The organism is Alteribacter natronophilus, assembly GCF_006007885.1.
GTDB classification, from domain to species: domain Bacteria; phylum Bacillota; class Bacilli; order Bacillales; family Salisediminibacteriaceae; genus Alteribacter; species Alteribacter natronophilus.
In genome coordinates this window covers 1224658-1243454 of the sequence record NZ_VCRO01000001.1, presented here as the reverse complement: position 1 = coordinate 1243454, position 18797 = coordinate 1224658, and the positions used below count along the sequence as shown (strand labels likewise).

Here is an 18797-nt window from a genome sequence, read left to right as displayed (position 1 = left end):
GTCACCTATACAGTGTCTGGGCATAGGATATCATAATTAACGACAGAGAGAAAAGTGGTTCGTGAAAAAAGAATATGGATTATCGCTTGAGGTCTTCAACCGCGGGGAAGGCTGACAGCGTTTATCATAAATGGGGAATGATTTAACGGCATCATTCCCCTCTTACTTTCCTGCGGACAGGCATCTCATTCAGGATTCGGCTGGCCTGTTTTTTTTTATTTGTGATAAACTATCCGGGAGAGGAGCGGGTCTGATTGTCGTATTTTGATATCATTAAACATCTGAAACGCGAAGAACCATCCGGCCTTTATCTGCTGTACGGCAGTGAAGACTTTCTGATTACAGATACATTACAGCGGATTGTGGGCAAAGTACTTCGCCAGGAGGAAATGGAATTTAACCTGTCCAGGCTGGACATGAAGGAAACGCCTGTTGAAATAGCGGTGGAAGAGGCTTATACGTTTCCGTTTATGGGCTCCCGCCGGGTTGTTATTTTAAAGGAAGCGTGGTTTTTTACAGGAAGCAGGGTGAACTGGAAAACCGAGCATGATCTTAAAAAGCTTGAAGCATACATACAGAATCCGGCACCGGAAACAGTTTTTATTGCCGTGGTACCGAGTGAAAAAGTGGATGAACGAAAGAAAATTACGAAACTCATAAAAAAACACGGTAAAGTAATGGAAGGGAAACCCTTTGAGGAGCGGGAACTTCTTGGATGGATGGACGAAAAGTCAAAAGAATACGGTGTGGAAATTGAAAAGGAAGCAAAGGAGCAGCTCCTTGCTCTTACAGCTTCCGATCTGATGATGATTACATCGGAGCTCAATAAACTCGCGGTTTACTCCGGTGAAGGCGGAACAATTACAAAACAGGCAGTGGATGATCTGGTAGCCAGATCGCTTGAGCAGAATATTTTTGCTCTCGTGGACGGAGTTGTTAAAGGACGGATCGACGTGGCATGGAGGATTTTTGATGACCTGCTGAAGCAGAAAGAAGAGCCGATAAAAATCCTCAGTCTTCTGGCAAGGCAGTTTCGGATTCTCTACCAGGTCAAACAGCTCTCCCAGCAGGGATATTCCCAGAAACAGATGGCCGGACAGCTGAAGCTTCACCCCTATGCGGTAAAACTTGCGGCACAGCAGGCAGGCCGGTTCGATGATCGCCATCTCCTCGGTCTGCTCGACGACCTGGCGGATACCGATTACCGTATCAAAACGGGACAGCTGGACAAGGTGCTGGCTGTGGAACTGTTTCTCTCACGCCAGAAAAAGCGGGCTTAGCTTCGCCTGACGATTATCCCCGGGCAGAAGCGAATAAAGTGCCGGCAGTCGTTAACAATGAAAAAACCGGAGTCCCTGGGGGCTCCGGTTTTTTATGTACAGCCATTGAAAGGAAAATAAAATGGCATTCGCCCTGGAGGCGATCATGCCATGTTATTTTACCTTATGCGTTTACGCCGTTAAGAAGTCTCTGAAGACGGGACTTTTGACGGTTCGCTGCGTTCTTATGAAGAAGACCTTTGTCAGAAGCTTTATCGATCTTTTTGGTTGCCACCAAGAATGATTGCTGTGCAGCTTCTGCGTTGTTAGCTTCAACTTGCTTTTCAAAAGTCTTAACAGATGTACGAAGGTCTGATTTAAAAGCAGCGTTCTGAGCACGACGCTTTTCAGTCGTACGGCCACGCTTAATTGCAGATTTAATATTTGCCATGCCTTTCACCTCCCTGATGCAACCGTAATTCGTAAAAGTACGTTGTTATAATCATTTGTGTGCAACATAATGGATTGTACCAAATGGCATTTTAAAAATCAACAAAAGAATGAAAGGCGCGCGGTTGGTTCATCCTAACCCTGAGTAAATTTTGTATAGAGGTGAAGGGATATGGAGCAGAAGGAACTTGATCTGAGTAAATACACCGTCCGCACGGATCTGGCCGTTGAAGCACACGAGATTGTTCAGGAGGAACAGCAGGGGGGCAGACCCGAAGAGGAAGCCGAACAGCACATTGAAGGAGTTATTATAAAGGAAAGAGAAGAAGAGGGCATTAACATTACCCTGGTGGATATTGACGAGCAGGGCGCGGAAACCATGGGTAAAAAACCGGGAAAATACTTAACTCTCCAGGTGCAGGGAATCCGGAAAAAGGACAGCGAACTCCAGGATAAAGTGGAGGAAGTGTTTGCAAGGGAATTCAGTCGATACCTTGAGGAGCTGGGCATTGACAGGGATGCAAGCTGTCTTGTGGTGGGTCTTGGCAACTGGAATGTCACCCCGGATGCCCTGGGACCGCTTGTAGTGGAAAATCTTCTCGTAACCAATCATCTGTTTGAGCTCCAGCCTGAGCAGGTGAGTGAGGGTTTCCGGCCGGTAAGCGCCATTACGCCGGGGGTCATGGGCCTTACCGGGATTGAGACGAGCGATATCATTTTCGGAGTGGTTGAAAAATCGAAGCCTGATTTTATCATAGCTGTAGATGCTCTTGCCTCCCGGTCCATAGAGCGCGTAAACACGACGATCCAGATTTCTGATGCCGGCATTCATCCGGGCTCCGGGGTAGGGAATAAACGCAAGTCCATTGATAAAAATACCCTTGGAATCCCGGTTATTGCTGTAGGTATTCCAACGGTGGTGGATGCGGTGTCCATTACAAGTGATACGATCGACTATGTGCTTAAGCACTTTGGCCGAGAAATGAAGGAAAAGGACGATCCGAAACGATCCCTTGCACCGGCAGGAATGAGCTTCGGGGAAAAGCGTGAGCTCACCGAAGAGGATCTTCCTGCCGAAGAGCAGCGCCAGCAGTATATGGGGATTGTCGGAAGCCTGGAGGAGCATGAAAAACGGAAGCTGATTCAGGAAGTGCTCGCACCGCTCGGCCATAATCTGATGGTGACGCCAAAAGAAGTGGATGAGTTTATCGAGGATATGGGCAATGTTCTGGCACTTGGTTTGAATGCGGCCCTTCATGGTGCAGTTAATCAGGACAACACGGCAGCGTATACGAAGTAAGTGAACGGAACCGGAAATGGCAGGTTAGGCCATTTCCGGTTTTTTGCGCTTCTAATCCCTGCACCGAGAGCCTGTCCTATTTTGTGGTTCTGCCGGCCTGTCTGCCTGCATAGGCTGAATTAACAGGTGACAACGGGAGGTGGCAGAGTGAGGCAGGGACCTTACAGGCCGGCTTTTAAGAGCCGGACAAGCAGTTTCAGAAAATATCTGTTCACGTCGGTCACCGGCGTTCTTTCTATTTTTATTATGGCGTCGATTCTTACGGCTTTCGGGCCTGGTTATTCACTCAGTTCCGCATCCATCAGCGATTTCAGCGATCATCTGACAGGTGAAATGCTCGTGCACGTAATAGGAACGGAAAACCGATATCTGACGCAGGAACTTCCTGAAGACAGTGCGCCGCCTCAGCTTTCGTCTCTTGTGTTTGAACTTGCCACAAGTATCGATCCGGATGATCCGAGAAGTCTTCTGGCCAGGGAACTGCCCGGCATCGCCCTTTTCGGCGGTGAAATTCTCGTTGCCGGGGAGGGGACAGACTTTACCACAATGCCGATGGAGTCGGCCCCGCCTGCCGAAGTAATGATGGAGGAGCGGGAGGCAGCGACCGAGCGCCTTGAGGAAATGGACGAAATGAAAGAAGCGATAGCAGAGCTGACGGCGGGAAAAGATCCGCCAAAAACAGTTCATATCATACATTCACATAACCGGGAGTCGTTTCTTCCTGAGTTGAAGGACCCGGATATTCCCAGGCATGAAGTTTTCCATGAATCAGTTAATATTACCCTTGCAGGGGAAAGACTCGGGCAGGAACTTGCGAAACGGGGAATCGGGAGCGTGGTGGATACTTCCGATGTTACGAGTGAACTGAGGACGAGAGGCTGGCAGTACGGCCGGTCCTACGATATGAGCCGTGAACTTGTTGAGGAAGCGATCAGCGAACACGAAGATCTTAAATTCTTCTTTGACCTCCACCGGGACAGCGTGCCCCGCGAGGTAACGACCGCGACAATAAATGGTGAGGTTTATGCCCGGACATTCTTTGTAATAGGGCGGAACCATGAAAGCTTCGAAAAGAACAAAGCACTTGCGGAGGACCTTCACTCGAGAATAGAGGAAAAGTTTCCCGGTTTAAGCCGTGGGGTATTCGTGCCAGACGGTCCCGGATCCAACTCTTTATATAACCAGGACCTATCGGAAAATTCCCTGGTCGTTGAATTTGGCGGCATAGACAATACACTTGACGAAGTCTACAGATCGGTGGAAGCTTTTGCTGAAGTGTTCGCAGACTTCTACTTTGAAAAGGATGAGAGCTAAACCAGCTGAGGAGGAGAAAACAGATGGCCCCATTTTTACTGCGCTGCTTTTTTATCACGACGGTCTTCTTTGGCGGATTTGTATTTGGAATCGTCTATGTGAATCATCTGAGCGGGTCGTTTGGGACAGCCGGTGAACCCTCTTCTCTTCAGCTTCAAATACCTGATATTCATCTGAATGAAACTGTCCCTGATCAAATTGAAATGGAAGACGGAGATCATCTCGTTATATACGGCGAAGGTGATGAAGAAATAAAAAAAGACCTGATAACTTCCGCGGATGTTAAAAGGGATCTGGCTGAAAAACAGAGCGGGTCTGGCAGCGGAAACTTCTTTTCTGATGTGGGACTGGGGATTGCCGGAGCACTGGAAGCGGTTTTTAAAGGAATATATGCAGGATTTGGTTCCAGCTGAATATCTTAGAGGCTGGTACAAAAGAGTTTTCGATTTAAAAACAATGCTGATAATCGGTTTTCGATAGTTCGCACCGTTTTGCTGATCTTAAATAGGCTGATAAGCCTTTCGGGCAATGTACTTTCTTAATGTCATCGCCATCAGGGAGAATCCATATTCGTTGATTGTTCAAAAATCACGAGACGCCTGCGGGAAAAGCAAGAGCTGAAGATCCGCCGGGACGCTCTATCCCGGCTGGCTGAAGCCTTGCCCGCGGCAAGCGAGTGTATTTTTAAACAATCAACTTTTAGAATACTGAAGAAAGGCTCTCGCCCATGGTGAGGGCTTTTTTTATCAGCTTGGTTATTTGCGAACTTCTTTGCTTTTCCCGGGCTGCAGGTGGGGCTCCCGGAACTATTTAGTGTTTGTTACCCCCGGTGATTATTGCTATAATGATGGATAGCCTTAAGAATGGTTACATATGGGGAATACAGGCGCATGCCGGTCGAACCGGAACAGGCGGCCTGTCACATAATAGAGAAAACAGAAGTGACGCAGCCCTATGAGCCGGTCTGCTGCACCAGTTTATGATACCGGTAGGAGTGAATGTGAATGAATAACGAACAGCGTATCCAGAGGCGCGAGAAGATCCGTAACTTCTCGATTATCGCCCATATCGACCACGGAAAATCCACGCTTGCAGACCGGATACTCGAAAAAACGAGTGCGCTGACACAGCGTGAAATGAAAGACCAGATGCTCGATGCCATGGACCTTGAACGGGAACGGGGAATCACGATTAAACTGAACGCCGTTCAGCTTAAATACAAAGCAAACGATGGTGAGGAATATATCTTTCACCTGATCGACACCCCTGGACACGTGGACTTTTCATATGAAGTTTCCCGGAGTCTGGCTGCCTGTGAAGGAGCCCTGCTGATTGTTGATGCTGCGCAGGGGATCGAGGCCCAGACACTGGCTAACGTCTACCTGGCCCTTGATAATGACCTTGAAATCATCCCTGTTGTCAACAAGATTGATCTTCCGAGCGCCGAGCCTGACCGCGTAATGCAGGAAGTGGAGGATATCATCGGTCTTCCGAAAGAAGATGCCATTATGGCCTCTGCCAAAAACGGAATCGGCATCGAGGAGATTCTCGAAACGATCGTTGACAAAGTGCCGGCACCGCCGGGCGATCCCGAAGCGCCGCTGAAAGCGATGATTTTTGACTCCCTTTATGACCCTTACCGCGGGGTGATCGTCTACATCCGGGTTGTGGAAGGAACGGTCAAGCCGGGTGATAAAATTAAGATGATGGCGACCAATAAGCAATTTGAAGTTCAGGAGATCGGTGTATTTACTCCGAAACCGACTGTTCAGGATGAACTGACTGTCGGCGACGTAGGGTACCTGGTAGCTTCGATCAAAAATGTAAGTGACAGCCGTGTGGGGGATACGATCACCAGTGCAGAGCGGCCGGCCGCCGATATGCTCCCCGGCTACCGTAAACTGAACCCGATGGTGTTCTGCGGACTTTATCCGGTGGATACGAATGATTACAATGCGCTCCGCGACGCACTTGAAAAGCTCGAGCTCAATGATGCTTCCCTTCAATATGAGGCGGAAACGTCCCAGGCACTCGGATTTGGTTTCCGGTGCGGATTCCTCGGTCTGCTCCATATGGAAATTATCCAGGAGCGGATTGAGCGTGAATTTGACATCACACTGATTACAACAGCACCAAGTGTTATCTATAAAGTTCATACCACCGATGGCGAATTGAAGCAGATTGACAATCCGTCCATGATGCCGGACGCACAGAAAGTCGACCACGTGGAAGAGCCTTACGTAAAAGCCGAAGTGATGGTGCCAAACGATTTCGTTGGCCCGGTCATGGAACTCTGCCAGAAAAAGCGCGGAGACTATCAGGACATGAAGTATCTCGATGAGAACCGTGTTGTGATTACGTACCATATTCCTCTTTCCGAAATTGTCTATGACTTTTTCGATACCCTTAAGTCGAGTACAAAAGGGTATGCCAGCTTCGATTACGAACTGATCGGGTACAAGGAAAGCCGTCTTGTGAAGATGGATATCCTGCTGAACGGGGAACCGATCGATGCCCTTTCTGTCATTGTTCACCGCGACAGTGCCTATCAGCGCGGGAAATCAATCGTGGAGAAGCTGAAGGAGCTTATCCCGAGGCAGCAGTTCGAAGTGCCGGTTCAGGCAAGTATCGGTCAGAAAATCATTGCCCGCTCAACGATTAAGGCGATGCGTAAAAACGTTCTTGCCAAATGTTACGGCGGAGATATTTCCCGTAAACGGAAACTTCTTGAAAAGCAGAAAGAAGGTAAACGCCGCATGAAGAGTGTGGGAAATGTGGAAGTGCCTCAGGAAGCATTCATGAGTGTACTGAGCATGGATGATTCGGAAAAGAAGTAAATCAGCAGAGTGTTCCGGGAGTGCGTTAATCTGCCTGTCCGGGGCACTTTTCTTTTACGAAGCAGTATGGGTGTAAAGGAAGCAGAGGGCCTGCGCCGGAGCTCCTGCTGAAATAAGAGGAAAGGTCAAATTTTACAATAAAGAAAGGCGGTGAGCAGATGGGGCCGAGAGCCGTCTATGTTCATGTTCCGTTCTGTGAACAGATCTGTCACTACTGTGACTTCAATAAGTTTTTCCTGAAAAACCAGCCGGTGGACGAGTACCTGAATGACTGTGAAACCGAGATGAGCCGGACAGTCGCCCGGTTCCCGTTTGACCGGATAGAAAGCATCTACGTAGGGGGAGGCACTCCTACATCCCTGTCGACCGTCCAGCTTGAAAAGCTTCTTCTGGCGATCCGCCATCACTTTAGGATCAATGAGCCGGACCGTATCGAATTTACCGTGGAAGTAAATCCCGGCAGTGCAGAACCGGACAAACTGGCGATGATGAGACGAAACGGCGTAAACCGTCTGAGTATTGGCGTACAGACTTTCGACGGGGATCTCCTTAAAAAAATCGGTCGGGATCATAAGCCGGAAGATGTGACCGATACGATTGAAAAGTGCCGTGAAGCTGGATTTGAAAACATCTCCATTGACCTCATGTTCGGCCTTCCGGGGCAGACGCTCAGCAATTTCGAGGATACGATCGACCGTGCCGTATCCCTCGGAATCGAGCACGTGAGCGCCTACTCCCTTAAAATTGAAGAGAAAACTGTCTTTTACCAGCTTGCAAAAAAAGGCAGACTTTCCCTTCCGCATGAAGATACGGAAGCGGATATGTACGATCTTCTGATCTCAAAGCTTGCGGAAGCCGGTTTTCATATGTATGAAATCAGTAATTTTGCCAGAGGGAATAAAGAAAGCGTTCATAACATCACTTATTGGAACAACGAAGAATATTACGGGATCGGTGCCGGCGCCCACAGCTATATGGAAGGTGTGCGCAGGCAGAATCACGGTCCCCTGCCGAAGTATATGAAGGCAATAGCTGATGGAGAGCTCCCCTACAGGGAGGAGCATGCTGTTCCTGTAAAAGAGCAGATGGAGGAAGAGCTCTTTATGGGTCTGAGAAAGACAGAAGGTGTTTCTCTTTCCCGTTTTGAAAAGCGGTACGGAAAACCGGTCACCGAAGTATTCGGCGCCACTGTCGATAAGCTCATGAAGCAGGGGCTGCTTGAGCGCTCCGGAAGCTGTCTCAGACTGACTGAAAAGGGCCGTTTTCTTGGTAACGAAGTGTTTGAGCATTTCCTGCTCGATTGACTGGTAACAGGGGATTTCCGACGGTACAATCAAGTGCCGCGGAACAGCCCCTTTTATCTTGACAACCGGAAATGAAATTGATACTTTATATTATAGATTTAGCACTCGTTAACCGGGAGTGCTAACAGGGAGGGATGTTCATGCTCACAGAACGACAGCTGCTCATACTTAAAGCGATCATTGATGATTATGTTTGCCATGCAGAGCCCGTCGGTTCCCGGAGTGTTTCCAAAAGGGACGACATGAACTTCAGCCCGGCGACAATCCGGAACGAAATGGCGGATCTCGAAGAACTCGGTTTTCTTGAGAAGCCGCACAGTTCTGCAGGCAGAATTCCGTCTCAGAAAGGGTACCGGTACTTTGTCGATCACATGTTATCACCTGCGGCGCTCAGTAAAAATGAAGTGTCCGATATCAGGCTTATGTACGAACAGCGTTTTCTCGAGTTTGAAAAAATCATTCAGCAGAGCGCAAAAATTCTGTCGAGCCTGACGAGCTACACGTCAATTGTTCTCGGCCCCGAAATATTTGAATCCAGGCTTCACCAGATTCAGCTTGTGCCGATTTCAAAAGACAATGCAGTAGCCATAATAGTGACGGATACAGGTCATGTTGAAAATCAGGCGGTTTCAATTCCTGAAGGTCTGGATATAGGAGAGATTGAGAAGATCGTCAATATTCTCAATGAGCGTCTGAGAGGGGTTCCCCTCATTCACCTGCGCCACAAGCTCACAACCGAGATCCGTAATGTCCTGGCGAAGTATATCGATCACCACGAACAGGCGATAGAGCTTCTGAACAGCGCATTTAAGGACTCCCACAATGAGAAAGTGTATTACGCAGGCAAAACGAACATCCTTTCGCAGCCTGAATTTAACGATGTGAACAGAGTAAGAGAGCTGCTAAATACACTGGAAGAGGATGCTCTCGTATCCAGGCTGTTCCGTTCAGAGGAACAGGGAGTAAGAATCAGGATCGGGGAGGAAAACCAGTTTGCCCCGTTTGATGACTGCTCTGTTATTACAGCAACCTATTCGATGGACGGCAAGCACCTTGGCACCGTGGGCATACTCGGTCCGACAAGGATGGAATATCAGCGTGTTGTAGGTCTGCTTGACTTCTTTTCAAAGGATCTGACGAACCTGCTTAAACAGCGGTATCAAAAATCCGATTAACGGAAATATTGACAAATGTATGCAACGGTATTATTCTCACATACTGGGTAGTTACCGGGTCTCTTTTGCCGGCTTCGTGCAGGTAAAAGAGACTGTTCCATGAATAGAAACATATTTTTTATGCTTTTGAGGAGGTGAACGGAATGGAACAGCAGGATAAAAAAACACACACAATTGAAGAAGAGGAACTCGAGCGTGTGGAAAAAGAAGCAGACGCTGAGCAGACGGCGGATGAAAACCCGGCTGCAGAGGCGGAAGCTGAACAAACCGAGCAGTCAGAATCAGAGGATAACAGCATCGGTGTGGAGGAACTTGAAGCAAAGATTGAGGAACTCAACAACCGTATTCTCCGCAACCAGGCTGATTACGATAATTTTCGACGCCGTACACGCAAGGAAAAGGAAGAGGACGCTAAATACCGCGCCCAGAAGCTTGCAGAAAAGCTGCTTCCGGCTCTCGATAACTTCGAGCGGGCGATGATGGTTGAGGTTGAGTCAGAAGACGGCAAAAGTCTTCTCCAGGGAATGGAAATGGTTTACCGTCAGATCAGGGAAGCACTTGAAGCTGAAGGAATTAAACCGATTGAAGCAGTTGGAACACCATTTGATCCCCACTACCATCAGGCGGTTATGCAGGTACAGTCCGATGAACACGAATCAAACACTGTAGTCGAGGAAATGCAGAAAGGCTACATGCTGAACGATCGCGTCATCAGACCGGCTATGGTCAAAGTGAGCGAATAAAACTACATACTTTAACAGGAAATGGAGGAATTTAGAATGAGTAAAGTAATTGGTATTGACTTAGGAACAACAAACTCATGTGTGGCAGTTATGGAAGGTGGCGAAGCGACGGTTATCCCGAACGCGGAAGGAAGCCGTACAACACCATCAGTCGTTTCCTTTAAGGATGGTGAGCGTCAGACAGGTGAAGTGGCTAAGCGCCAGATGATCACCAACCCGAACACCATCGTATCCATTAAGCGTCACATGGGTACAGACTATAAAGTCGAGGCAGAGGGCAAAGAGTACTCTCCTCAGGAAATCTCTGCGATCATCCTTCAGAAACTGAAAGAGGATGCAGAAGCATACCTTGGTGAGAAAGTAACCAAAGCGGTTATTACCGTACCTGCCTACTTCAATGACTCCCAGCGTCAGGCAACAAAAGATGCAGGTAAAATTGCCGGTCTTGAAGTGGAAAGAATCGTCAACGAGCCGACTGCAGCTGCGCTTGCGTACGGTTTTGAAAAAGAAGAAGATCAGACGATCCTCGTATACGACCTCGGGGGCGGTACATTTGATGTATCCATCCTTGAGCTTGGAGACGGTTTCTTCGAAGTACGCGCCACTTCCGGAGACAACAAACTCGGTGGTGACGATTTCGACCAGGTGATCATTGACCACCTTGTGGACCAGTTCAAAAAAGACAACGGCATCGACCTTGGCCAGGATAAAATGGCTCTTCAGCGCCTTAAGGATGCCGCTGAAAAAGCGAAGAAGGATCTTTCCGGTGTTTCCCAGACTCAGATTTCCCTTCCGTTCATCACAGCGGACGCGTCAGGCCCTAAACACCTTGAACTGAACCTGACCCGCGCGAAGTTTGAAGAAATGAGTGCAGACCTTGTGGAGCGTACAATGGGGCCTACCCGTCAGGCAATGAGCGATGCCGGTCTTTCTGCAAACGAAATCGACAAGATTGTTCTTGTTGGTGGATCCACGCGTATTCCTGCTGTTCAGGAAGCGATTAAGAAAGTAACAGGCAAAGATCCTCATAAAGGTGTAAACCCGGATGAGGTTGTTGCTCTTGGTGCTGCTGTTCAGGCCGGTGTACTCACTGGAGACGTTAAGGACGTTGTTCTTCTTGACGTAACACCTCTTTCACTTGGAATTGAGACGATGGGCGGCGTATTTACAAAGCTGATCGACCGCAACACAACGATTCCAACAAGCAAATCCCAGACGTTCTCCACTGCAGCTGACAACCAGCCGTCCGTGGATATCCACGTTCTTCAGGGTGAGCGCGAAATGGCAGCAGACAACAAAACTCTTGGCCGTTTCCAGCTGACTGATATTCCACCGGCACCGCGTGGAGTACCGCAGATTGAAGTATCGTTCGATATCGATGCCAACGGTATTGTAAACGTACGTGCGAAAGATCTCGGTACAAATAAAGAGCAGTCCATTACGATCACTTCCTCTTCAGGTCTTGATGAGGATGAAATCGAGCGCATGGTAAAAGAAGCTGAGGAAAATGCCGAAGCGGACAAGAAGCGCCGTGAGGAAGTGGACCTTCGCAACGAAGCGGATCAGCTCGTCTTTACAACAGATAAGACGATTAAAGAGCTTGGCGAAAGTGTCGAGCAGGAAGACAAGGACAAAGCGGAAGCTGCAAAAGAAAAAGTCCAGGAAGCCCTGAAAGGTGAGGACCTCGAAGCGATCCGCACAGCAAAGGACGAACTCCAGGAAGTCGTTCAGCAGCTGTCTACGAAAATGTACGAGCAGGCAGCCCAGGCGGCTCAGGCCCAGCAGGAAGCCGAGGGCGGAGAAGCAGGCCAGGAGCAGCAGTCTGAAGACGACAACGTTGTTGACGCTGAGTATGAAGAAGTAAACAACGACGATAAAAAACAATAAGCAGTGCTGATATGAGAGAGGGTGTCCCGAATCTGAAGTGCCAGGCACCTCCGATATGGTATACGGCATAGGAAAAGAAAGACGCTGTATACGACATCTGTTGGAGAGAGCCGGGCACCTGAGAGGGGGAGACCCTCTTTTTCATGCACTGTAGAATGTTGCGGGAGAAACGAGTCAGTGATAAGATATTCGTTATGGATTAGCAGTCGGGAGTGGATACGATGAGCAAAAAAGATTTTTATGATGTGCTCGGAGTCGGACAGGATGCCTCCGAGGCGGATATAAAGAAAGCATACCGGAAGCTCGCGCGCCAGTACCATCCGGACGTGAACAAGGAAGCGGGAGCAGAGGAAAAGTTCAAAGAAGTCAAGGAAGCGTACGATACGCTCAGTGACTCACAGAAACGTGCCCATTATGACCGCTTCGGTCATACCGATCCGAACCAGTTCGGTGGCGGAGGTGCCGGTGGAGGTGACTTTGGCGGTTTTGGTGATATCTTTGACATGTTCTTCGGAGGCGGCGGGCGCCGTGATCCAAATGCCCCGCGTCAGGGATCGGATCTTCAGTACACCATGACTCTGGAGTTTAAGGAAGCGGTTTTCGGCAAAGAAATGGATATAGAGATCCCACGTGAAGAAACGTGTGAGACGTGTCACGGTTCCGGGGCAAAACCGGGAACGCAGCCGGAGACTTGCAGGCACTGCGGTGGTGCCGGACAGCTTAACGTGGAGCAGAACACACCGTTTGGCCGTGTCGTCAATCGCCGTGTCTGTAACCACTGTCAGGGTACCGGCCAGATGATCAAGGACCGCTGTAAGACTTGCGGCGGCCAGGGTAAAGTGAAAAAACGCAAGAAGATTCACATTAAAATACCTGCAGGTGTCGATACAGGCCAGCAGATCCGCGTAGCAGGACAGGGCGAACCGGGTGCCAATGGAGGACCTCCCGGAGACCTGTTTGTCGTCTTCAACGTGAAGCCGCACGAGTTCTTCAAGCGCGATGGCGATAACCTGTACTGTGACATGCCGCTTACTTTTGCCCAGGCTGCACTCGGTGATGAAATCGAAGTGCCTACCCTGAAAGGCAAAATCAGCCTGAAAATTCCTGCGGGCACACAGACGGGTACGGAATTCCGTCTGAAAGGCAAAGGAGTGCCGAATGTACGCGGTGCCGGACAGGGCGACCAGTTTGTCCGCGTCCGTGTTGTCACACCGAAAAACCTTTCTGAAAAACAAAAGGAAATTCTGCGCAGTTTTGCAGAAGAAACCGGATCGTCACCAGATGAGCAGAATGACAACTTCTTTGCCAAGGCAAAGCGGGCGTTTAAAAGCTTCGGTGAATAAAATCAAGCTGGGGAGCTGATGGATTATGAAATGGTCTGAAATTAGTATTCACACTACACAGGAGGCAGTTGAACCGGTAAGCAACATCCTGCATGAAGCCGGTGCCAGCGGGGTCGTTATTGAAGATCCCGGGGATCTGACCCGTGAATGGGAAACTGCATTCGGTGAAATCTATCAGCTTTCCCCGGATGATTATCCGGAAGAGGGAATTATTCTTAAGGCGTATCTGCCGGTAAACAGTTTTCTTGGTGATACGGTGGATGAAATCAAGGGTGCAATCAGTAACCTGATCACCTATGATATTGATATCGGCCACAACCATGTTACCCTCAGCGAAGTGAACGAAGAGGAGTGGGCAACAGCCTGGAAAAAATACTACAAGCCGGTAAAAGTGTCGGACCGGCTGACCATTACCCCTACGTGGGAAGAGTACGAGAAAGTGTCCGACCAGGAACTGATCATCGAACTGGATCCGGGTATGGCATTTGGAACCGGTACGCACCCCACCACTGTTCTGTGCATGCAGGCTATTGAAAAATATATGCAGGAAGGTGACCACGTTATCGATGTGGGAACAGGTTCCGGTGTACTCAGTATTGCCTGTGCCAAACTTGGGGCGGGCCGGGTGCTGGCAATGGACCTGGATGACGTAGCGGTGAGAACAGCCAATATCAATGTGAAGCTCAATAAAGCCCAGGACGTCGTTTCCATCCGCCAGAACAACCTGCTTAAAAACGTGGATGAAACGCCGGATCTGATCGTGGCTAATATTCTCGCTGAAGTCATTGTACGCATGACAGACGATGCTTTTGAACAGCTGAATCCAGGTGGGACAATCATTACATCCGGTATCATCAGCGCCAAACGCAATCTCGTCAAGGATGCTCTAAGGAAGAGCGGATTCACGATTGCCGAAGTCATTGAAATGGAAGACTGGCTGTCGATTGTGGCAGAAAAGCCGGAGGCATAGGCCATCGGTCTGCCGATTAAGTACAGACAGAATCGGTTTAATTAAAACCTGTTTCAGGACAGAAAAATAATCCCATTCCTATAGGGAACGGACTTTAGGTGATTCAGATGCAGAGGTATTTTCTGGATGATGCGCAATTCCAGCATGACGGTGTTATAATGACTGGAGACGAAGCGAAACATACAGCGAAAGTGATGCGAATGTCAGAAGGTGACGAGGTGGTATGCTGCAACCGCTCCGGCACCTGTTTTCGTGTGCGTCTCACCAGCGTAAGCGCGGAGAGAACCGAAGGAACAGTTCTTGAAAGAGAAGCGCGTTCCGCTGAACTTCCGGTGCATGTCACCATTGCATGCGGTCTGCCGAAAGCAGATAAGCTTGAACTCGTCATTCAGAAAGGCACTGAGCTCGGAGCAGCTGAATTTATCCCTTTCGAAGCAGAGCGTTCCGTTGTAAAGCTTAATGCCGGAAAAGTGCAGAAAAAGCTGGAACGCTGGACGAAAATTGCCCAGGAAGCAGCCGAACAATCCCATCGGAGCCGTGTTCCGTCCGTTCGGGAAGTCATGACATTTAAGCAGCTTGTTTCCCTCGTATCCGAGTATGACAGCGTTGTTGCTGCATACGAAGAAGAGGCAAGAAACGATGAGAAAAGCCGCCTGTCACAGGTGTTAAACGAAACAGACCCGGGAAGCCGCATACTTGTTATTGCCGGTCCCGAAGGCGGTTTTTCTGATCGTGAAATTGAAGATCTGACCCGGGCCAAAGCCGTGTCCTGTGCTCTCGGTCCCCGGATTCTGCGGGCTGAAACAGCCCCGCTCTATGCCCTTTCGGCAATTTCCTACCATTTTGAATTATCGAGGTGATCACACATGCCTTCCGTTGCATTTCATACATTAGGCTGTAAAGTAAACCATTACGAAACTGAAGCGATCTGGCAGCTTTTTAAAAAAGCCGGCTACGAAAAGACAGAATTTGATCAGACATCGGATGTATACGTCATTAATACGTGTACAGTTACGAATACCGGAGACAAGAAGAGCCGTCAGGTGATCCGGCGTGCGATCCGGAAAAATCCGGATGCCGTTATCTGCGTGACGGGGTGCTACGCCCAGACTTCACCTGCAGAAATTATGGCGATTCCCGGAGTGGATATTGTTGTAGGTACACAGGACCGTCACAAAATGATTCCCTACATTGAACAGTTCCGTGAAGAACGTGAACCGATTAATGGTGTGGGCAATATTATGAAAACACGTGTGTACGAGGAACTTGATGTGCCTGCATTTACGGATCGTACCCGTGCCAGCCTCAAAATTCAGGAAGGCTGCAATAACTTCTGTACGTTCTGTATCATCCCGTGGGCACGCGGACTTCTCCGTTCCCGGAAACCGGAAGACGTTCTCGTACAGGCCCGTCAGCTCGTGGACGCCGGCTATAAGGAAATTGTCCTTACCGGAATCCATACCGGAGGGTACGGGGAGGATATGAAGGATTACAGCCTGGCTGACCTTCTTCTTGAGCTTGAAAAAGTGGAGGGGCTTAAAAGGATCCGGATTTCCTCCATTGAAGCAAGTCAGATCACAGACCGTGTTATTGAGGTTATTGACCAGTCCGAAAAAATCGTCCGGCATCTTCACGTACCGCTGCAGTCCGGTTCCGATACGGTTCTTAAGCGCATGCGCAGAAAGTATACAAATGCATTCTTTGCCGAGCGTGTCGGCCGTCTTCACAAGGCCCTGCCCGGGCTGGCAGTAACAACTGATGTCATTGTCGGCTTTCCCGGCGAAACCGATGAGGAATTTCAGGAGACTTTTGATTTTATCCGGGATCTGCATTTCTCCGAACTTCACGTATTCCCTTATTCCAAGCGTACGGGAACTCCCGCTGCACGAATGGATGACCAGGTGGATGACCAGGTTAAGAACGACAGAGTGCACCGTCTGATTGAACTGAGCAATCAGCTCGCCAAGGAGTACGCTTCGCGGTTTGAAGACGATGTTCTCGAAGTGATTCCCGAGGAAAAAGGAAGCGAAGGAAACCTTCTCGTGGGATACAGTGACAACTATATGAAAGTGACCTTCGACGGTGACGAGAGTCTGATCGGAGAGATCTGTAAAGTGAAGATTACGAAAGCAGGCTACCCGTATAACGAGGGGCAATTTGTCCGTATCGTGGAAGATGATGCGCGTCAGCCTGTAGCTTCAGCAGAATAGATTCCGTACCACCCCGTAACCGTCCTGGCTGCGGGGTGTTTTTCTGGAGACAGCGATTGAGGGTATTTCTGAGAGGTACTGCACCGTGTAACGTATATGGGAGATTTACCCGAAGGCACGGAATGTATGAACGGCTTTTCTCGTCAAACAATAATAAACGTGCTATGATAATTAAGGTTGCCTGAGAGGTACGTACCTCTTTGGCCAGATCATCCGTGAAAGTGAGTGTTTTAATATGAACAGCAACCTTGACCTTGCATCCTATATTGACCATACGCTGCTGAAACCCGAGGTAACCAAAGATCAGATTGAAACCCTTGCAGAAGAAGCGAAGGAATATTCTTTTGCATCTGTATGTGTAAATCCTGCATGGATTGAAACTGCATACAGCATTCTTAAAGATACTCCGAACGTGAAAGTATGTACGGTAATCGGCTTCCCGCTCGGATCCTCAACTCCCGAAACCAAAGCGTTCGAAACGAAGGACGCGATTGAAAAAGGAGCAGGCGAAGTTGATATGGTTATCAACATTGGTGCTTTAAAAGCGGGAGATGACGAGCATGTGCTCCGTGACATTAAAGCAGTGGTTGATTCTGCATCCGGAAAGGCCCTTACAAAAGTAATTATTGAGACTGCCCTTCTCACAGAGGAGGAAAAAGTGCGTGCCTGCGAGCTTTCCGTAAAAGCAGGTGCCGATTACGTTAAAACTTCCACCGGTTTTTCTTCAGGAGGAGCGACGGTGGAGGATATCGCTCTTATGCGCAAAACGGTCGGCCCTGACATTGGCGTAAAAGCATCCGGCGGCGTTCGTGACAGAGCAGCCACACTGGAAATGATTGATGCAGGCGCAACGAGGATCGGTGCAAGCGCAGGAATTGCCATTGTAACGGGCGGTACATCAGACTCCGATTATTAATGTGCTCTCTGACCGGTTGTCTAATGTCGGAAAAAATATTTAAAAAAGGATGCCCCATGCAGCCGTGCTGCTTCAAATGGGCATCCTTTTTTCTGTTTAAATACGCGGATCCCGTATCCTGTGAATCCAGATCAGGAAGCCGGCAAAACGGTCCGTAAACGGCAGGAGAACCGCAGAAGAAATAATATTAAATACTGTGGCAGCATGTGCCAGTTGTACTGCCGGAGTTTCAGCAGTTAATCTGAGCAGATCCGAAAAGACGTGAAGGAACGGAAAAAACACGATCACACCTATAACATTAATCCATATGTGTGCATAGGCCGTAAGGCGTGATTCCACACTGCCCCCAATACTCGCAAGCCAGGCTGTTATACAGGTACCGATATTTGCTCCCAGCATAATGGCAATTCCAGTAGGAAGTGAAAAAATCTGTTCGTTCATAAAGGACATGGTAATGGCAGAAACAGCCGAACTGGACTGGATCACCCCGCTCAGCACAATCCCTGCCAGAAGAGCCAGTGTGCTTTTTTCATCGGTGCCTGTCAGCCAGTCATATACCGATGCAATGGAAGACAGGGGATAAGCCAGTGTTTCAAAACCGTGCATGGCAACAAAAATACTGCCAAGTCCAAACGAAAAACAGCCGATACAGAACAGTATATGATTTCTGGTCATAAGAAGCGGAACGCCAATCACAAGAAGGGGAACAATAAGCCACGTTGTATTCATCGCCACAATTTCAAGAGTGAGACAGGTACCAATGTTCGCTCCGAGCATAATGCCAATCGAATGACGAAAGGAAATAACTCTCGCAGCCACCAGACCGACCGTCATCACCATCACAGCGGAACTGCTCTGGAGAAGTCCCGTCACCACCGCCCCCATCAGCAGGCCTTTATACGGGCGGTCTACAAACCGGACAAGCCACGCTGAAAGGCTCCGCCCCTGCATGTTTAAGAGCCCCTGCCGCATGACTGTCATACCGAAGAGAAACAGCGCCACATATATTGCAAATAAAGAAAACAGCTCTCCCATGGACAACACCTCTACTCAGATGTTTATGAGCGGAACGGACAGGCATGACCAGGA

16 protein-coding genes are annotated in these 18797 nt (G+C 49.0%); 14 read left to right on the top strand and 2 right to left on the bottom strand.

Annotated elements, in window-relative coordinates; translation table 11 throughout:
• Positions 1–254 precede the first annotated feature (254 nt).
• The gene (gene holA, locus FGB90_RS06260) at positions 255–1280 is read left to right on the top strand and encodes a DNA polymerase III subunit delta (protein ID WP_138809660.1); all 1026 of its coding nucleotides are present in this window, start codon (positions 255–257) and stop codon (positions 1278–1280) included.
• A 163-nt stretch (positions 1281–1443) separates the two neighbouring features.
• On the opposite strand, the gene rpsT is transcribed toward holA, so the two are convergent.
• Positions 1444–1710 carry a 30S ribosomal protein S20 gene (gene rpsT, locus FGB90_RS06255; RefSeq protein WP_138809659.1) on the bottom strand — a complete coding sequence of 89 codons (267 nt, stop codon included), beginning with the start codon at positions 1708–1710 and terminating at the stop codon, positions 1444–1446.
• Between the two features lie 171 nt (positions 1711–1881).
• On the opposite strand from rpsT, the gene gpr reads away from it, so the two are divergent.
• From gpr to deoC, 13 genes are all read left to right on the top strand, one after another.
• Positions 1882–3009 (top strand): GPR endopeptidase, encoded by a 1128-nt coding sequence (gpr, locus tag FGB90_RS06250; RefSeq protein ID WP_138809658.1) that lies wholly within the window; start codon positions 1882–1884, stop codon positions 3007–3009.
• A gap of 147 nt (positions 3010–3156) precedes the next feature.
• Positions 3157–4323 carry a stage II sporulation protein P gene (locus tag FGB90_RS06245; RefSeq protein ID WP_138809657.1) on the top strand — a complete coding sequence of 389 codons (1167 nt, stop codon included), beginning with the start codon at positions 3157–3159 and terminating at the stop codon, positions 4321–4323.
• A gap of 23 nt (positions 4324–4346) precedes the next feature.
• Positions 4347–4736: a hypothetical protein gene (locus FGB90_RS06240; RefSeq protein ID WP_138809656.1), complete on the top strand. Its 390-nt coding sequence runs from the start codon at positions 4347–4349 to the stop codon at positions 4734–4736.
• A gap of 591 nt (positions 4737–5327) precedes the next feature.
• Positions 5328–7160, top strand: coding sequence for a translation elongation factor 4 (lepA, locus tag FGB90_RS06235; protein WP_138809655.1), 1833 nt, complete (start codon positions 5328–5330; stop codon positions 7158–7160).
• A gap of 158 nt (positions 7161–7318) precedes the next feature.
• Complete coding sequence (gene hemW, locus FGB90_RS06230; protein WP_138809654.1) at positions 7319–8464, top strand: radical SAM family heme chaperone HemW; 1146 nt, start codon at positions 7319–7321, stop codon at positions 8462–8464.
• Between the two features lie 140 nt (positions 8465–8604).
• Positions 8605–9639, top strand: a complete 1035-nt coding sequence (gene hrcA, locus FGB90_RS06225) for a heat-inducible transcriptional repressor HrcA (RefSeq protein WP_138809653.1) — start codon at positions 8605–8607, stop codon at positions 9637–9639.
• Positions 9640–9782: 143 nt separating this feature from the next.
• Positions 9783–10382, top strand: a complete 600-nt coding sequence (gene grpE / locus FGB90_RS06220) for a nucleotide exchange factor GrpE (protein ID WP_281280020.1) — start codon at positions 9783–9785, stop codon at positions 10380–10382.
• Positions 10383–10418: 36 nt separating this feature from the next.
• Positions 10419–12269: a molecular chaperone DnaK gene (gene dnaK, locus FGB90_RS06215; RefSeq protein ID WP_138809652.1), complete on the top strand. Its 1851-nt coding sequence runs from the start codon at positions 10419–10421 to the stop codon at positions 12267–12269.
• Between the two features lie 221 nt (positions 12270–12490).
• Positions 12491–13612 (top strand): molecular chaperone DnaJ, encoded by a 1122-nt coding sequence (dnaJ, locus tag FGB90_RS06210; RefSeq protein ID WP_138809651.1) that lies wholly within the window; start codon positions 12491–12493, stop codon positions 13610–13612.
• A gap of 25 nt (positions 13613–13637) precedes the next feature.
• Positions 13638–14582: a 50S ribosomal protein L11 methyltransferase gene (gene prmA, locus FGB90_RS06205; protein ID WP_138809650.1), complete on the top strand. Its 945-nt coding sequence runs from the start codon at positions 13638–13640 to the stop codon at positions 14580–14582.
• Between the two features lie 107 nt (positions 14583–14689).
• The gene (locus FGB90_RS06200) at positions 14690–15442 is read left to right on the top strand and encodes a 16S rRNA (uracil(1498)-N(3))-methyltransferase (protein ID WP_138809649.1); all 753 of its coding nucleotides are present in this window, start codon (positions 14690–14692) and stop codon (positions 15440–15442) included.
• A gap of 6 nt (positions 15443–15448) precedes the next feature.
• Complete coding sequence (gene mtaB, locus FGB90_RS06195; protein ID WP_138809648.1) at positions 15449–16792, top strand: tRNA (N(6)-L-threonylcarbamoyladenosine(37)-C(2))-methylthiotransferase MtaB; 1344 nt, start codon at positions 15449–15451, stop codon at positions 16790–16792.
• A gap of 235 nt (positions 16793–17027) precedes the next feature.
• Positions 17028–17708 (top strand): deoxyribose-phosphate aldolase, encoded by a 681-nt coding sequence (gene deoC / locus FGB90_RS06190; protein WP_138809647.1) that lies wholly within the window; start codon positions 17028–17030, stop codon positions 17706–17708.
• Between the two features lie 96 nt (positions 17709–17804).
• Here the strand turns inward: deoC and FGB90_RS06185 are convergent, their stop codons facing one another.
• Positions 17805–18743, bottom strand: a complete 939-nt coding sequence (locus FGB90_RS06185; RefSeq protein ID WP_138809646.1) for a Na/Pi symporter — start codon at positions 18741–18743, stop codon at positions 17805–17807.
• Positions 18744–18797: the final 54 nt, after the last annotated feature.

Bases quoted from the DNA above. Each gene is read 5' to 3' on its own strand.
- FGB90_RS06200 (WP_138809649.1), top strand. From the start codon at position 14,690: ATGCAGAGGTATTTTCTGGATGATGCGCAATTCCAGCATGACGGTGTT.
- prmA (WP_138809650.1), top strand. From the start codon at position 13,638: ATGAAATGGTCTGAAATTAGTATTCACACTACACAGGAGGCAGTTGAA.
- hrcA (WP_138809653.1), top strand. From the start codon at position 8,605: ATGCTCACAGAACGACAGCTGCTCATACTTAAAGCGATCATTGATGAT.
- dnaK (WP_138809652.1), top strand. From the start codon at position 10,419: ATGAGTAAAGTAATTGGTATTGACTTAGGAACAACAAACTCATGTGTG.
- hemW (WP_138809654.1), top strand. From the start codon at position 7,319: ATGGGGCCGAGAGCCGTCTATGTTCATGTTCCGTTCTGTGAACAGATC.
- lepA (WP_138809655.1), top strand. From the start codon at position 5,328: ATGAATAACGAACAGCGTATCCAGAGGCGCGAGAAGATCCGTAACTTC.
- rpsT (WP_138809659.1), bottom strand. From the start codon at position 1,710: ATGGCAAATATTAAATCTGCAATTAAGCGTGGCCGTACGACTGAAAAG.
- deoC (WP_138809647.1), top strand. From the start codon at position 17,028: ATGAACAGCAACCTTGACCTTGCATCCTATATTGACCATACGCTGCTG.
- FGB90_RS06185 (WP_138809646.1), bottom strand. From the start codon at position 18,743: ATGGGAGAGCTGTTTTCTTTATTTGCAATATATGTGGCGCTGTTTCTC.
- gpr (WP_138809658.1), top strand. From the start codon at position 1,882: ATGGAGCAGAAGGAACTTGATCTGAGTAAATACACCGTCCGCACGGAT.
- FGB90_RS06240 (WP_138809656.1), top strand. From the start codon at position 4,347: ATGGCCCCATTTTTACTGCGCTGCTTTTTTATCACGACGGTCTTCTTT.
- dnaJ (WP_138809651.1), top strand. From the start codon at position 12,491: ATGAGCAAAAAAGATTTTTATGATGTGCTCGGAGTCGGACAGGATGCC.
- grpE (WP_281280020.1), top strand. From the start codon at position 9,783: ATGGAACAGCAGGATAAAAAAACACACACAATTGAAGAAGAGGAACTC.
- mtaB (WP_138809648.1), top strand. From the start codon at position 15,449: ATGCCTTCCGTTGCATTTCATACATTAGGCTGTAAAGTAAACCATTAC.